Annotated in this window: 14 protein-coding genes; 9 read left to right on the top strand and 5 right to left on the bottom strand. The window is 69.6% G+C overall.

All coding sequences use genetic code 11. From position 1 onward, the window contains the following. Positions 1-249 precede the first annotated feature (249 nt). Together ACFV6D_RS02200 and ACFV6D_RS02195 are read left to right on the top strand one after the other, a co-directional pair. Positions 250-1,494, top strand: a complete 1,245-nt coding sequence (locus ACFV6D_RS02200) for a helix-turn-helix domain-containing protein (protein WP_380557804.1) — start codon at positions 250-252, stop codon at positions 1,492-1,494. Positions 1,495-1,506: 12 nt separating this feature from the next. Then, positions 1,507-1,980 (top strand): hypothetical protein, encoded by a 474-nt coding sequence (locus ACFV6D_RS02195; protein WP_380557801.1) that lies wholly within the window; start codon positions 1,507-1,509, stop codon positions 1,978-1,980. A gap of 21 nt (positions 1,981-2,001) precedes the next feature. On the opposite strand, the gene cyaB is transcribed toward ACFV6D_RS02195, so the two are convergent. From cyaB to ACFV6D_RS02180, 3 genes are all read right to left on the bottom strand, one after another. After that, positions 2,002-2,571, bottom strand: coding sequence for a class IV adenylate cyclase (gene cyaB / locus ACFV6D_RS02190; protein ID WP_380557798.1), 570 nt, complete (start codon positions 2,569-2,571; stop codon positions 2,002-2,004). 85 nt (positions 2,572-2,656) lie between these two features. Further along, positions 2,657-3,247, bottom strand: coding sequence for an HD family hydrolase (locus tag ACFV6D_RS02185; RefSeq protein ID WP_380557795.1), 591 nt, complete (start codon positions 3,245-3,247; stop codon positions 2,657-2,659). A gap of 13 nt (positions 3,248-3,260) precedes the next feature. After that, on the bottom strand, positions 3,261-4,373 hold the full coding sequence (locus tag ACFV6D_RS02180) for a helix-turn-helix domain-containing protein (protein ID WP_380557792.1): 1,113 nt from the start codon (positions 4,371-4,373) through the stop codon (positions 3,261-3,263). 267 nt (positions 4,374-4,640) lie between these two features. Between ACFV6D_RS02180 and ACFV6D_RS02175 the strand changes: the two genes are divergently transcribed. From ACFV6D_RS02175 to ACFV6D_RS02160, 4 genes are all read left to right on the top strand, one after another. Continuing rightward, positions 4,641-4,814 (top strand): hypothetical protein, encoded by a 174-nt coding sequence (locus ACFV6D_RS02175; protein WP_363376938.1) that lies wholly within the window; start codon positions 4,641-4,643, stop codon positions 4,812-4,814. Next, on the top strand, positions 4,811-6,001 hold the full coding sequence (locus tag ACFV6D_RS02170) for a methyltransferase domain-containing protein (RefSeq protein ID WP_380424845.1): 1,191 nt from the start codon (positions 4,811-4,813) through the stop codon (positions 5,999-6,001). Before ACFV6D_RS02175 ends, ACFV6D_RS02170 begins: the two co-directional genes overlap by 4 nt. 319 nt (positions 6,002-6,320) lie before the next feature. Beyond that, on the top strand, positions 6,321-7,181 hold the full coding sequence (locus ACFV6D_RS02165; RefSeq protein ID WP_380424843.1) for a tetratricopeptide repeat protein: 861 nt from the start codon (positions 6,321-6,323) through the stop codon (positions 7,179-7,181). A gap of 54 nt (positions 7,182-7,235) precedes the next feature. Continuing rightward, positions 7,236-8,345 (top strand): XRE family transcriptional regulator, encoded by a 1,110-nt coding sequence (locus tag ACFV6D_RS02160; protein WP_380557789.1) that lies wholly within the window; start codon positions 7,236-7,238, stop codon positions 8,343-8,345. Between the two features lie 55 nt (positions 8,346-8,400). Here ACFV6D_RS02160 and ACFV6D_RS02155 read toward each other — a convergent pair whose 3' ends face one another. Beyond that, entirely contained in the window at positions 8,401-9,003 is a 603-nt protein-coding gene (locus ACFV6D_RS02155) for a superoxide dismutase (protein ID WP_380344361.1), read from the bottom strand. A gap of 175 nt (positions 9,004-9,178) precedes the next feature. Here ACFV6D_RS02155 and tsaD point away from each other — a divergent pair, with 175 nt between their 5' ends. Beyond that, entirely contained in the window at positions 9,179-10,231 is a 1,053-nt protein-coding gene (gene tsaD / locus ACFV6D_RS02150) for a tRNA (adenosine(37)-N6)-threonylcarbamoyltransferase complex transferase subunit TsaD (RefSeq protein ID WP_380558044.1), read from the top strand. Between the two features lie 210 nt (positions 10,232-10,441). Beyond that, positions 10,442-12,727: a M9 family metallopeptidase gene (locus tag ACFV6D_RS02145; RefSeq protein ID WP_380557786.1), complete on the top strand. Its 2,286-nt coding sequence runs from the start codon at positions 10,442-10,444 to the stop codon at positions 12,725-12,727. Positions 12,728-12,800: 73 nt separating this feature from the next. Here the strand turns inward: ACFV6D_RS02145 and ACFV6D_RS02140 are convergent, their stop codons facing one another. Then, positions 12,801-13,271 carry a DUF5990 family protein gene (locus tag ACFV6D_RS02140; protein ID WP_380557783.1) on the bottom strand — a complete coding sequence of 157 codons (471 nt, stop codon included), beginning with the start codon at positions 13,269-13,271 and terminating at the stop codon, positions 12,801-12,803. Positions 13,272-13,778: 507 nt separating this feature from the next. On the opposite strand from ACFV6D_RS02140, the gene ACFV6D_RS02135 reads away from it, so the two are divergent. Then, positions 13,779-14,825: a cytochrome P450 gene (locus ACFV6D_RS02135; RefSeq protein WP_380424834.1), complete on the top strand. Its 1,047-nt coding sequence runs from the start codon at positions 13,779-13,781 to the stop codon at positions 14,823-14,825. The last annotated feature ends 37 nt before the right edge of the window (positions 14,826-14,862 follow it).

Raw genomic sequence — 14,862 nt, 5'->3', positions numbered from 1 at the left:
GTGGTGGTTTTTTTTTTTTATAAAACCCAACCCACAAACCGGGCGGCCAAAACCCCCCCCCCCCGGCCCGTTTTGGGTTAGCCGCCCCCCCCCCCCCACACCAACGCACAAGCCGATTCCTTACTGTCAGTCAACAATCCGTCACAGTCGTGAGACCATTGATCATGCGGTGCCCGCATACGGATATGCGAGGAACGCATCGGATTGCACCATGTGACCTGGCAGGCCTCGTAGCGTTGGGATGGGCTGTTGAACTGGAACTCGGCAGCGATCCGGGATGCCTCCCGGACGAGGAACTACGGCAAGATCATCGAGCTGGCTCGAACGTACCAGCGCATGACGCAGGTGCAGTTGGGCGAGGCATGTGGACTCTCACAATCAGCGATCTCACGACTGGAGAAGCGAGGCATCGCCCCCTACGCCATGGACGTGCTACTGCGACTGTCACAGCACCTGGGAATTCCAGCAGCTCTGCTCGGCCTCGCCGAGAATACGGTTCAGACGCGAATCGGAACTGAGAACGTGGAAAGACGTCAATTCCTGGGAGCAGCCGCAGCAATCGCGGCATCCCCCGTATTCACTGCCGCCGCGGGATCCACGGACGAGGCCGAGCAGCAAGCTGTCGCACTCCGAGTTGCCACCACCTCCTACCGTCGACTTGACGGGTCGACGCCCTCACGGGAGCTTGCCGATGTCGTCCACTCCCATCTGCGGTTGATCCAGGGGCTGATTGGCGCGGCACGGACCGATGCTCATCGGATCAGGCTCGCCGCCATCGCGAGCGAGGCGGCGAGCCTGGCCGCTTGGCTGGCGTGGGACATGGGAGACCACGGGTCCGCGCGGTCGTTCTACGGAGCTGCGATCAAAGCCGCGCGGTCAGGAGCACACCCACTGCTTGCCGCGTACCAGTCCGGAAGCCTCGCGCAGTTCGAAGCTCACACCGGCAACGCGGTCCAGGCGCTCAGTCTCACCCAGCGAGCCCGCAGCTTCCTGGAGCCTGCGCTTCCCACAGTCGCCGACGCGTGGCTTTCATCGGTTGAGGCCCTCGGACATGCAGCCGCAGGCGACCAGCGCAGCGCCGACCGCGCCTTGACACGTAGCCGAGCCGTGCTTCAGGCAGACATCCGGGAAGAACCACCCCCATGGCCCTGGGTGTTCACCTTCGACGAGTCCAAAGTGGCCGCTGCCAAAGTGACCTGCGGCGCGAAACTCGGACTCTCCAGGTGGGCATCAGAAACGGCGATCCCGGTCCCGGCGACCAGTCATGCGAAGCAACGCGCGCTGCTGTTGCTGGACATTGCAGCAGGCCATCTGGCCGCAGGACGGATCGAGGCGGCATTCGCCCTCGCCACGCAAGCTCTGGAGATCGGACTCCAGTACCGTTCAGGTCGAATCGTCGAGAGAGGCCGCGCACTTCGACGGTCGTTCAGCACTTCCTCGCCGTCCAAGGTCGTGAGGGAGTTCGACGAGCGCCTGCACGGTGTCTATCTCTAGGAAGGGATCGCAGTGCGAATCGGAATCACGGGGCATCGGGGGCTGGCGGCCGGGGTGGAGGAGCAGGTTCGACGGCTGCTCGAAGACGCTCTCGCGGGCGAGGACCCGACTGGGCTCACGGTCGTGTCCTGCATCGCGGACGGGCCGGACGCGTGGATCGCGGAGATCGCGCTCGAACGGGGGGCGCGGCTGGAGGTCGTCATTCCGGCGGATCAGTACCGGGACGGGCTGCCGGACTGGCATCACCCCGTCTACGACCGGCTGTTGAGCAGTGCCGACGCCGTTCACCGAACAGGCCGGGTGGAGTCCGACGAAGCCGCCCACATGGCGGGGAGCGAGGTCCTGGTAGCCCAGGTCGACAAGCTCCTCGCCGTCTGGGACGGCCTGCCGGCCCGCGGCCACGGCGGGACGGCGGACGTGGTCGCCTACGCCCGCCAGCGCGGCGTGCCGGTTGAGGTGCTGTGGCCCCAGGGGGCACGCCGGTGAATGCGGAATGAGGTCTATCAGTCAGGCCGGTCGCGCCGCCGCTACCGCGTCGGTGTAGAGCTCGGTGTTCAAGTCGGCTTCGTTGATGCCGAGTTCATTCAGCACCGCACGCACCAGGGCGAGGGCCGGCGCGAGGTCGGCCTCCGTGGCGGCCGTCGTCTCGACCTCGATGAACGTGGCGTCGTCCAACTCGGGAACGCGAACGAGCGTGGCGAGCAGGTGCCTCCCGTCGCGCTGGAAGCCGTAGTTGCGGCACCGCTTCTCGAACGCGATGCGAGGGGTGAAGCCCAGGCCCCGGATGATCTCGTGCGCGGCGTCGGCGTCCTCGACCTTCGTCTCGGACTCCGGCTTCGACCCGGACGCCTCGTCCACCCGTGCCCCCTTGTACGTGAGCACCGTGCGCGTGTCGTCCGGGCCGTGCACGGTACGGATCCGCAACTCGCGATCGGCGCCCATCAGGCTGCCGTCCGGCGCGTCGTAGTACGTGTCGCGGTAGACCTCGGCGCGGCCGGCGCCGTGCCGGGCCTCCAGTTGCCTGCGCACGCCTTCCGGGTCGCGCACGACCGCCTTGAGCTCCGCTTCGATCGCCATCCTCGCCCCTCCGTCAGATCACGCGCTCGGCGCCGTCCACCATCACATCGAGGTCCCGCCTTGAAGGCACGATCCACGACCCGCGTCAGCTCGGTTTCTCCCCGAGTTCCCCGAGGGCGGCACGGAGCCAGTCGAGGGAGTCGGTTGCCAGGACGGCGTCGGCAAGTGCGTTGGCGGTCTTCGTGATGAGACGGCCACGGCTGTTGTCGATCCAGCGCTGAGCGTTCGCATAGCCCTGAGCCTTGTACTCGACGCCCTGGATCAGGCACTCCAGCTTGTCGGCGTCCCTCGCGCAGACCGCCTCCGGAGAGTCCTTCGCTTCGTACTCCGCGACGAGATCCCGGATGGTCGAGGCAAGGATCTCCGGCATTCCGCCGACCTGGTCGGCCGTCACCGCCGCCGGGTCGGCGCCGGGCGCGTACTTCTTCCCCAGATGGTTGACGTCCCCGGTGCGCGTCTCCTGGGAGTCGTGCCAGACCGCGAGGAAGGCGGCCTGCGCCGGGTCCGCGCCTTCGAGCTTGGCAATGATCGAAGCGATCAACGCGGTTCGCCAGGAGTGTTCGGCGACCGATTCGGGATCGCGGACGCCGGCCATCCACCAGCCCGTGCGCTTGGTCTGCTTGAGCGTCCCGGCTTCGAACAGGAACCTCGCCACCGGCGTCAGGTCGTCTGTCACTGTCTGGCTCCTCTCACGCCTCGACAAGGCGGATCGCGTAGCGGATGCTGTCGAGTTCGCGTCGCCCGCGCCGCGACAGCTCCCGACCATCCAACAGCACCGGGAGCCGTTCGCGCAGGGCGCGGGCCGCAGTTCCGGAGCGCAGCAGATCCGGCCGGACCTGGAGCAGTGACCACACACTGTGGATGTTCAACTCGGCGTACCCGCACTGCGGGCCGAGGCCCTGAACGAGGTGCGCGAGGAGCTTGTCGCCGGACCACGGGCCCGGCGACCGGGCAGCGATGAAGTCGTCGGAGAGTTCGAGGTACGGGGCCTCGCCGACCCAGTACGCCCAGTAGTTGAGGTTCGCCATCGCGCCCGCCTCATCGGCGAGGGCCGTTTCGATGAAGTGGCTCATCCGATCCCGGTCACCGTGGCGGGCGGAGACCATGGCGACGGAACGGGAGTTGAGCCAGTGACTCAGCCAGTCGTTCGGCCGCTCGGAACGCTGCTGGTGGGCGAGCCACTCCCGCGTGTCACCCTGTTCGTCGTATCCGGCCAGGTACAGCGCTTGGCGGCGGGCGAGGAACTGGTCCGTTCCACGCGCTTCCTCGGCCGCGCGCCGCAGGTGCGTGTAGAACCGGGTGCGGTCGGGGGCGAGGAGTTCCGGTCCGGCCGGCGCTGGGCCCTTTCGTGGACGCGGCGGGGTCGGGAGGTCGCGAACAGTCTGCGGCGCTGCACCGCTGAGCGGCCACATGAGAATCTCCACGAGCTCGCGCCGTATCACCATCGCCCCGAGGGGGCTCCCGGCAGCCGGCGACTTCTCCTCAACGATGCCGGCGAGCACGATGTCCGCCTCGAAGGATCGCTCCAGTGTTTGGAGGAGTGCGGGCGCTGCGCCCACCTGCATCAGCCGATGGCGGTAGGTGAACATCCGCCCGACAGGCACGGCCGTGAGCGGGCGCCGACCGCTCTCCCATCCGGCGATCGTGTCGGTCGACACGGCCAACCGCTCGGCGAACTCGTCCTGGGTGGCCCCACACTGTTCTCGTATCACCCGAAAGACGTACCCGGAGATGATGCCCACGCGTGGGCGCCGAGACCTACCCTGACTGACAGTCAGAGACTGATGCGGGCTTGACTGCATGAGAGCCCCCCACTTCGGGAGTTCGTGCCAACGTACCTGTACTCGCGGTCACTTCAGGTTCCGACTCCGGGACCCTACCGTCGTAGGCGTCCCCGACCGAGAGCGGTCGGTGACCCGTCGGCAGGTCTCGCTCCCTGCGACGGCGGCCCCGCTCTCATCAAGGAGCCTATCGGCCCGGGGTACGTCAGTTGGTCACTGTCACGTCCGTGCACCTGGGCAAGCGCTCCACACGACAATCATCGCGAACAGGACAGGCAGGAGGCACCCATGGGATGGGGAACCGGCAAGGACGGAAGCTCCGGTGGCGGCAGCGGGGGCAACGACGGCGGGCAGGGCAAGCACGCGGGCGACAAGGACTTCAACACGGCCCCGCAGAATCAGGATCACCAGTCGCGAAAGGCCGGCGGCAAGCACGGCAAGGACGGCGACAAGAGCAAGTGACAACTCACCAGCAGGGCTTGGAGCGGGCCGGCGTGCGCGGCCTGCTCCAAGCCGTCTCCCGGCACCTCGGCCGCGATCTGGCCCCCCACTGGCGCGAGGCCGCCGAAGCGACGCCGCGCCACCGTTTCCTCCCCGACCGCGTCTGGCTGAGCGGCGACGACGATGTTCTCGTGCCCTGCGATCGCGGGCACGAGCCCGATCGCTGGTTCGCCGCCGCGTACGCGGACGAACCCGTGGTGACGCAGATCAACGACGGGCAGGAGCCGGAGGATCTGGCCGACGCCTCACCGTCCTCCTCGGCCTCCGCTCCGTCGATCGTCTTCCAGATGCTCGAACTCCTGGGCGTCGCACCGGGAATGCGGGTCCTGGAGATCGGCGCGGGCACCGGGTTCAACGCCGCGCTCCTCTCCCACCGGCTGGGCGACACCAACGTGACCACGATCGACATCGACCCCACCGTGGCCGAACTCGCCCGGTCCAACCTCAAGGCCAACGGCTACGCACCCGCCGTCGTCTGCGGCGACGGAAGCCTCGGCTGGAGCGGCGAAGCGCCGTTCGACCGCGTGGTGGCCACCTGTTCGGTGAGACGGGTTCCGTACGCCTGGATCGAACAGACCAAGCCCGGCGGCGTCGTCCTCACCCCCTGGTGCGACGACTGGAGCCACGGCGGCCTGCTCCGCCTCACCGTGGGCGGCGACGGAACTGCCACCGGCCGCTACACCGCCGACAGCGCCTTCATGCTGATGCGCACCCAGCGCCGCGACCTCCGCCTCTTCCGGGACGTCGTCATGGACGAGCACGTACCGGACGAGTCCACGACCACGCTCGACCCCTGGGCCGTCGCCGACTCGGAGTTCGAGACCCAGTTCGCCCTCGGGCACCGCCTCGGCGACCTCTGGTACGCCTGGCACCACGATCCCGATCTCGACGACGTCGAGACGCGCCTCTGGGTGGCCACGACCGACGGCGGCTCCTGGGCCGCCGTCGACTGGGACGGCACCGAGAACACCGAGCGGTACACGGTCTGGCAGCACGGCCCGCGCCGCCTGTGGGACGAAGTCGAGGCCGCCCACCGCTGGTGGCTGGACAATGACCGCCCCGGTCCGAGCCGCCTCGGCCTCACCATCGGCCCCGGCGGCCATCAGGCCTGGCTGGACGACCCGACGAATGCGTGGCCCCTGCCGTAGGGGAATGGATCGCCCATCGCATTCGGCACGGCCCCGGATCGCCAGTCCGGGGCTGCTTGCCTGAATCCGATCGGATGTTCCAGGTGGTCAACAGCCCGACAACTGGTCACGTGGAGAGCGGAATTGGCGTTACCTTGGATCGGGTGTCGAGCTGAGCCGGAGGGGCGTGGTGGATCGCCGGGGATTCGTGGCCGCCTCCAGTGCGTACGCGCTTGCGGCGTTGGGCCTGCCTGATCCAGACGCCATCCTTCGGCGGACACGGCTGAAGACTGATGAGAAGGTGAAGGTCGGCCGGGGCGAGGTCGCAGCGATCCGTCAGATGACGAAGTCGCTGGGCGACGCGGCCGCCGAGCTCGGTGGCGGCCATGCCCGCCATCTCGCCGTCCGCTACCTGCACGACGACGTCGCGCCCTGGCTGGACGGGACGTGGAGTGAAGCCGTCGGCCGGGAGCTGTTCGCGGCGACCTCCCAACTCGTTCACCTGGCCGGGTGGATGGCCCAGGACGAGGGGAACCAGGACGCCGCCCAGCAGTACTACGCGCATTCCTTCCGGCTCGCTTCCGAAGCCGGCGACGCCGAGTTGGCCGCCACCGCCCTGCGCGGTCTGGCCGTTCAGGCCATCGACCTGGGTTTCAGGCCCACCGCCGTGCGGATAGCGGAAGAGTGCGTCGACCAGGCCAAACACCTCGATGACTCCCGAGCGCTCGCCTACTACCAGGCCACCCTGGCCAACGCCGCAGCGCTCGACGGCGACCGGCGCACCGCGACCAGCTCGCTCGCCGCGTCCCAGAGCGCGATCGAACGGGCCACCGGCGCGCCCGGCGAGTCGTGGGCCTCGCACTACAGCATCGGCCGGTGGGCTCACGAGTCCGGCATGGTCCTCGCCCGACTCGGCGACTGCACCAGCGCGCAGGAACACCTCCACCACGCGCTCGACATCCACGGACTCGACCGCCGCCGCACCCGGGCGATCGTCCTCGCCGACCTCGGCACCGTCCGTCTCCGGCAGGACGACGTCGACGGCGCCCTCGCGTCCTGGAACGACTTCCTCGACTGCGCGGACGGCATCCGCTCGGTCAAGGTCCAGGACGCCGTCCGCGACCTGCGGGCCCGCCTCTACCGTCTCCGCGACGTGGCCGGTGCCGGGGAACTCGACGAGCGAGCCGCGGCGTTAGGGTGAATCGTGGCAGACGACCGACCGGGCCCGTCCGACAGTCGGGAGCACTGGCGATGGGTGCGGAGCTTCCTCAACGACCACCGCTTCGAGTTGACCAATCGGCTCCTTGCCGAGAGCGAGCCCGAACGGCTGGTCCCGGGGACTCCGTTGCTGGCTCGGCGGCACTGGATTCCGGAGCAGCCGGTGCCGCTGGAGCGTGTCCGACTGCGCTGGCAGCCGGACGCGCCGGAGGCCGAGCTGGACGGCGGCGAGCCGGAGCTCGACCGCATCCGCCCGCGTCAGAGGGGCGGCACGACCTACCGTCGCTACGCCGACGCGGTGCGGGATCTCGCCAAGCCCAGGCTGTTCGAGGATCGAAGCTGCTACCGCCTGCTCGATGTCGGGACGTCTGCGGGCGATCCGACGCTGACGTTCGGCCGCGGCCGGTACTTCGACGTGATCAACATCTGTGAGGCCGTCGCGCACGAGTACGCGGCGGCGGTCCTGGCGGGCTCGGCCGCCACGCCCTTCCGCGCTGCCATCGGCGATCCGACCGTCCTCGCGCGCCGGCCGGTCATGGCGGCCATCAGCACGCTGACCATCCGGCACGATCGCAGCACCGGCGAAGCGGAGTTCGTGCTGCACTGGCGTGACCCCGAGAAGGTCGCCAGCGGCGGGGGTCTCTTCCAGGTGATGCCGGTCGGGATGTTCCAGGCCTCGCACGACGCGCCGTGGAACGAGGGGAACGACTTCGACCTTTGGCGGGCGATCCTGCGGGAGCTGAGCGAGGAGTTGCTCGGCAGCACCGAGGACTACGGGAGCGACAGGGCGCCGATCGACTACGCCGCCTGGCCGCTCGACAAGTCGCTCACCGCGGCGCGCGCGGACGGCCGCCTGCGGGTGTTCTGGCTGGGCCTCGGGATGGATCCGCTGACGTTCGTCACCGACATGCTGACCGTGGCCGTGTTCGACGCCGAGCTGTTCGACGACACGTTCCGGCGCATCGTCTCGACCAACGACGAAGGCCACCGCGTTGGCCTGGAGGACGCCACCGGACGCTCGGCCGGCATCCCGTTCACGGCCGAGCAGGTGGATCGCCTCACCGGTGCGGAGCCGATGCAGCCCGCCGGCGCGGCGCTCCTGCGGCTCGCCTGGCGGCACCGGAAGGCGTTGTTGCAGCTCTCCTGACACAAGGAAGGCCCCGGACCGCCCGACCGGTCCGGGGCCGTTCACCTAGTGCGCGTCAGACGGTCTTGGCGGCCGCGAAGCGGGACGAGACGTCCTGCCAGTTGACGACGTCCCAGAGCTTCTCGACGTAATCGGGGCGGACGTTGCGGTACTGCAGGTAGTACGCGTGCTCCCAGGCGTCGAAGGCGAGCAGCGGGGTGGTGCCCTGGCCGACGTTGCCGTGGTGGTCGTAGACCTGCTCGACGATCAGGCGCTTGCCGAGGGGCTCCCAGGAGAGGATGCCCCAGCCGGAGCCCTGCACGCCGGTGGTGGCGGTGGTGAGCTGCTTGCGGAAGGCCTCGAAGCTGCCGAAGTGCTCGGTGATGGCGTCGGCCAGCTCGCCCTCGGGGCGGTCGCCGCCCTCCGGGGAGAGGTTCTGCCAGAACAGCGAGTGCAGCACGTGGCCGGACAGGTGGAAGGCGAAGGTCTTCTGCAGGCCGACCAGGCCGCCGAACTGCTCCTTGTCGCGCGCCTCGGCCAGCTGGTCCAGGGTGTCGTTCGCACCCTTGACGTAGGCGGCGTGGTGCTTGGAGTGGTGCAGTTCGAGGATCTCGGGGGACATCGCCCGCTCAAGCGCGGAGTAGTCGTACGGCAGGTCGGGAAGCGAGTAGGTGCCCATGCTGGGACACAGCCCCTTTCGATGAACAGTGATGATCGTGCCGGGACAACACTATTGCGTATGAGTTGCAGGAACGAAGCATGGGCTCCTGCTTATTCCTCACGTCTCGTCGGGCACAATGGTCGCGAGTGCATGTAATGAGTGATGAGGGTGAGTGACTGTGACAGGGTCACCGGTGGTGCTGGGGATCGAGTCCTCCTGCGACGAGACCGGCGCGGGTCTGGTCCGGGACGGCGTACTGCTCGGGCAGGCGGTGGCGTCGTCGATGGACGAGCACGCCCGCTTCGGCGGGGTGGTGCCGGAGATCGCCGCCCGGGCGCACGTCCACGCGATGGCGCCGGTGGTCGGCGAGGCGCTGGCGCGGGCCGGGCTGACGCTCGCCGACATCGGCGCCGTCGCGGTGACGACCGGCCCGGGGCTGGCCGGGGCGCTCCAGGTCGGGGTGGCCGCGGCCAAGGGCTACGCGTTCTCGCTCGGCGTCCCGCTGTACGGGGTGCACCACCTGGCCGGGCACGTCGCCGCCGCGACGCTGGACGGCGGGCCGCTGCCGAACCCCTGCGTGGTGCTGATCGTCTCGGGCGGGCACACCTCGCTGCTGCTGGTGCGCGACCTCGCCCGCGATCCGATCGTCCACCTCGGCGACACCCTGGACGACGCGGCCGGCGAGTGCTTCGACAAGGTCGCCCGGATCCTCGGCCTCCCCTACCCCGGCGGGCCGGCGATCGACCGGGCGGCCCGGGACGGCGACCCGACGGCCGTCCGCCTGCCGCGGCCGCTGACCGGACCGCGGGACGACCCGTACGCGTTCTCGTTCTCCGGGCTCAAGACGGCCGCCGCCCGCTGGGTGGAGGCGCGGCGCTCGAGCGGCTCGGACCCGTACGTCCCGGACGCGGCAGCCGGGTTGCAGGAGGCGATCGCCGACGTGCTGACCCGCAAGGCGGTGCGGGCCTGCACCGATCACGGGATCGGCACCCTGGTGGTGGTCGGCGGGGTCGCGGCCAACTCCCGGGTGCGGTCGCTGGCCGAGGAGCGCTGCGCGGCGGCCGGGATCGCGCTGCGGGTACCGCCGCTGAGGCTCTGTACGGACAACGGGGCGATGGTGGCGGCGATCGGCGATCTGCTGGTCCGCTCCGGCGCCGAGCCGGCTCCGGCGGAGCTGTCGGTGGATCCGTCGGCGCCGCTGGAGTTCGCGGCGTTGACGCCGTTGGCGCGGACCGCCGTGGTATGACGGCGGGTTGATCCGCCGTCGGGCCGACCTGACGGGCGCGCCGACCTGACGCGGCGCGCCGACCTGACAACGGTTCGATCTCGCCCGACGCGAATCCGTTCCCAAGCCTTCCCCCGGCCGCAACAGGTGTGACATTTTACATGTCACACATCAGGAACCGTGTGCCCCCAACCACACGGCAACCCTCAACGGCCCCGGAGGCCCCCACAGATGCGTCCCTCCCGGATAGCGAAGGCCGGCGCGCGCAGACTCCCTGCGCTCGGCGTCGCCTTCTTCCTCGCACTCGGTCTCTTCGCACCCCAGGCCCACGCCGCCGACGCCCCTGCGGCCCACGCCTCGACCACCCCCACCGGCAAGGCGGCCGCACCGCACTCCGTGCCCGTGCCCAAGTCCCCCGACACCCCGAAGGACGCCCGCCCGCTGGCCGCCGACGAGCAGGCCAAGGCGACCGCCCCGACGGCGGCCACCACCACCGGGGCCGGCGTCGACGCCAAGGCCGACAAGGCCGCCAAGCAGCTCGCGGCCGCCCCCGCCTGCGACGTCTCCGCCTTCACCGGCAACACCGGGGCCGCGCTCGTCCAGCGGGTCAAGGCCGCCGGCCTCGACTGCGTCAACACGCTGTTCACCCTGACCGGCAACGACGCCAAGGCCGCGTTCAACGAGGCCCAGATGGCCACCGTCGCCAACGCCCTGCGGGACGTCTCCGCCACCTACCCCGGCGACGACTCCACCTCCGCCGGCCAGCTGGTCCTGTTCCTGCGCGCCGGCTACTACGTGCAGTGGTACAACCCGGATGTGGTCGGCCCGTACGGCGCCACCCTGCAGACCGCCATCCGCGGCGCCCTCGACGGCCTCTTCGCCGCCCCGCACAGCAAGGACGTCACCGAGGCCAACGGCGCGACGCTCGCCGAGGCCGTCACCCTGATCGACAGCGCCCAGGAGAACGCCCGCTACACCGGCGTCGTCAAGCGCCTGCTCGCCGACTACACCGGCGCCTGGACCGGCTCGATGGCCACCGCCGTCGCCAACACCAAGACCGTCATCGAGCGCGGCTTCGACCTCCCCGCCTTCACCGCGGCCCTCCAGGCCGACCCCTCCTTCGCCACCACCATGGCGTCCTTCGTCACCCGCAACAGCTCCCAGCTGAACGGCTCCGACCTGGTCACCTCGATCGGCATCCAGATCGGCAACCTGGTCGCCAACGACGCCACCAGGGCCCAGGGCCGGCCGATCGTCAAGGACCTGGTCAACCGGTACCCGCTGGTCGGCGCCACCGCCCCGCTCACCATGAACCTGGTCTGGTTCGCGGAGAAGAAGGACACCGGCAACTGCGCCTACTACGGCACCTGCGACCTGGCCGCCCGGCTCGTCCCGCTCGTGCTCACCGTCGACCACACCTGCAACGCCAACCTGCGCATCCGCGCCCAGGACATGACCGCGCAGCAGCTCGCCGACACCTGCACCAGCCTGATCAACGAGGACCAGTTCTTCCACCAGGTGGTCAAGGACAACGGCCCGGTCGCCAACGACAACAACACCAGCCTTGAGGTCGTCGTCTTCGACGACTACTACGACTACAGCCTCTACGCCTGGAAGATGTACGACATCGCCGTCGACAACGGCGGCATGTACGAGGAGGGCGACCCGGCCAAGGCCGGCAACCAGGCCCGCTTCATCGCGCACGAGGCCGACTGGCTGCGCCCCGCCTTCCAGATCTGGAACCTCAACCACGAGTACACCCACTACCTCGACGGCCGCTACGACTTCTACGGCGACTTCAACGCCGGCATGACCACCCCGACCGTCTGGTGGGTCGAGGGCCTCGCCGAGTACATCTCGTACAGCTACCGGGGCGTCCACTACGACGCCGCCGTCGCCCAGGCCGGCAAGGGCACCTACGCGCTGAGCACCCTCTTCGACAACACCTACGACAACTCCGACTCCACCAAGGTCTACAACTGGGGCTACCTGGCCGTGCGCTACATGCTCCAGTCGCACCCGCAGGACGTCGACGCGCTCCTCGCCAAGTACCGCGTCGGCGACTGGAACGGCGCCCGCACCCTGCTCAAGACCACCATCGGCACCCGCTACGACGCCGACTTCGCCACCTGGCTCAAGGCCTGCGGCGCCGACAACTGCGGCAGCCTGCCCACCAGCCAGGCCCCGCTGTGCACCGCCGGCGACACCCGGCAGTACGACAAGAACTGCCGCCGCGACGGCGTCGCCGCCACCACCGGCAACTACAGCTACAACTTCCTCAACCTGCCCGCCGGCGTGAAGCAGCTGACCATCACCACCAGCGGCGGCACCGGCAACGCCGACCTCTACTACAACGGGGGTGCGTGGGCCACCACCGGGTCGAACCTGGCCAAGTCCACCAACGCCGGCAACGGCGAGACCCTCACCATCACCAACCCGCCGTCCGGCTGGGTGTACTTCAGCCTCTACGCCCAGCAGGGCTTCGGCGGCGTGAGCGTCACCACGACGTACAACTGACCTGCGCATACCGGACATCGAGGAGGGCCCCGCGTGCGGCGGGGCCCTCCTCGCGCGTTCGGGCCCCTCGCACTCAGCCCTCCGCCGACCAGGTCACCACGGGCGGGCGGACGGCGGCGCACAGCGGACGGCCCTTGGCATCCGTCAGGCGCAGCCGGGCCACCAGGACGCCGCGCTCCACCGCCGCCTCGACGACCTCCCGGTCGACCGCCGCCAGCAGCAGCTTGGCCCGGCGGAACAGCGCCCAGCCGTCACCGTTCCTGGTCACCCAGTTCAGGTAGACGAACCGGGCACCGGGGCCGCCCTGCACGTACCGGCCGGTGAGGTCCACTGCGCCGGGGAGGTCCGCGCCGCCCGGCGCCGGCTGCGTCTCGCACTCCAGCGACCAGCGGGCGCGCGGCGCGTCCCCCGGGAACAGGTCGAGCAACTCGGCCGGGCGGCCCCGGCGTTGGACGGCGACGTACAGGTCCCGGTAGCCCGGGAAGCCCGGCGCGGCGGCACACTCACGCCCCGGCAGGTCGGTGGCCTCAATCCTCAGCTCCATACCGATATGGTCCCCCACCGCACGCCTCGGGAAGTTATAACGATCGGCCATCTAATGCGCCACACAATCCGGACCGGCGAGGAGGTCATCCTTTGTCAAAAGAGTGTCAGGAGCCCTAGCTTTCGGTTAAGGTCCGGAGTTAGATGAAAGTCGGTTCGGGGTTCCGATCGGAATACCGAATTTCCGCCAAGCCGCGGGCATCCTTGCTCCACCGTGCCTGCCATCCCGGGAATGGAGAGTACCCATGAAGATGATCAAGGCTATCGTGAAGAAGTTCAAGCGCGACGAGGACCTCGCCGACCACTCGTGGATCGCGCACGTCATCTGACGCATCGTCACCAACGGGGGCCGTGGCCGAGCCACGGCCGGGCCGCGGCCCCCGCCGGCGCTGCAGAGCGCCCCACCCGTTCACCTGCCCGGGGTTCTCCCTCCTGCCCGGAGTTCTCCGCCCGCCGGGGGAATCCATTTCATCGCCATTTCATTGGAGGCGGGATTCTCATGGAAGAAATGGCGCCGACAGCCGGGCGCAGCCATTCCATTGTTTACGCCCCGAAGATCCAGGACCTGCTGACCAGGGAAGAAAAGGTATTCCGGATCGACGCCCGCACGGTCGGCGTCTCCGACAGCGAGCTGATGGCCGAAATCGTCGCGGCGCGCCCCGTGCGGTCGGCGGAGCGCTCGGTCTACAAGCCCGCCGCGGGAGCGGACATCCACCACGACAGCGCGACCAGGACGATCCGCGCGCTGGGTCAGGACGTCATGGCGGGCATCAGGACCCCGCCGCCCCCGGCACGCGGGCTGTCCGGCGCCTGGCCCTACGCGGCCACCTCCTACCTGCGCCGATGGCTCTTCGCGTCCGACCCGCTGCCGGTCTCCCTCCTGTCGAAACGCGGCGTCACCCGCTCCGACCGGCTCTCCCGGATCGTCGACCGCGCCGTCACCGTCTGGCCGGGATCCGCCGCCGAGGGCAGGAGCACCGCGCTGGCCGGGCAGATCCGCGACGCCTCCGACACCCGGGAGCGAAGGCAGGCCATCGCGCTGTACCGGCGGTCGACGGCCACCCTCTGCGACGGGGTGGCCGCACTGGCCGGCAACGCCCTGTGGCTCATGGGGCCGGACCGGGAGCGGGAGGGCGCCCGCGCCGACCTCACCGAGGTCCTGTGGGAGACCCTGCGGCTGCTCCCGCCCGCGTGGATGCTGTTCCGCAACGACGGCCACGCCTACACCGGACTGCACCCCGAGATCCGCCCCGAGGACCGCGTCGCGCTCTTCCCGCTCCTGATGCACCGCCACCCGGAGCACTGGTCCGACCCGCTGGAGTTCCGGCCCGAACGGTGGGCCGGGGTGGCGGACCCGGAGAAGACGCCCGGGTTCATGCCGTTCGGCTTCGACGGGGCCCGCTGCTGGGCCAAGCACCTGGTCGTACCCCTGGCCGAACGCCTGCTGAACGTCGCCTTCGACCACCGGCTCGCCATTCGCGGCCCGCAGCAGGAGACGCACGTCCCCCTGCGCTCCCTGCTCTCCGTACGGTTCGACGCCGCGGCCAGGGCCTGACCCGCGAGCCCCGAACACCCTGACACCACGGGACACA

The organism is Kitasatospora sp. NPDC059812, from assembly GCF_042732075.1.
In the GTDB taxonomy this organism is placed as follows: Bacteria; Actinomycetota; Actinomycetes; order Streptomycetales; family Streptomycetaceae; genus Kitasatospora.
This window is presented reverse-complemented; position numbering and strand designations above follow the sequence as displayed.

Coding starts and splice junctions, on each gene's coding strand:
- cyaB (WP_380557798.1), bottom strand. CDS start 2,571: ATGGCGATCGAAGCGGAGCTCAAGGCGGTCGTGCGCGACCCGGAAGGC.
- ACFV6D_RS02155 (WP_380344361.1), bottom strand. CDS start 9,003: ATGGGCACCTACTCGCTTCCCGACCTGCCGTACGACTACTCCGCGCTT.
- ACFV6D_RS02145 (WP_380557786.1), top strand. CDS start 10,442: ATGCGTCCCTCCCGGATAGCGAAGGCCGGCGCGCGCAGACTCCCTGCG.
- ACFV6D_RS02165 (WP_380424843.1), top strand. CDS start 6,321: ATGACGAAGTCGCTGGGCGACGCGGCCGCCGAGCTCGGTGGCGGCCAT.
- ACFV6D_RS02140 (WP_380557783.1), bottom strand. CDS start 13,271: ATGGAGCTGAGGATTGAGGCCACCGACCTGCCGGGGCGTGAGTGTGCC.
- ACFV6D_RS02135 (WP_380424834.1), top strand. CDS start 13,779: ATGGCGCCGACAGCCGGGCGCAGCCATTCCATTGTTTACGCCCCGAAG.
- ACFV6D_RS02175 (WP_363376938.1), top strand. CDS start 4,641: ATGGGATGGGGAACCGGCAAGGACGGAAGCTCCGGTGGCGGCAGCGGG.
- ACFV6D_RS02180 (WP_380557792.1), bottom strand. CDS start 4,373: ATGCAGTCAAGCCCGCATCAGTCTCTGACTGTCAGTCAGGGTAGGTCT.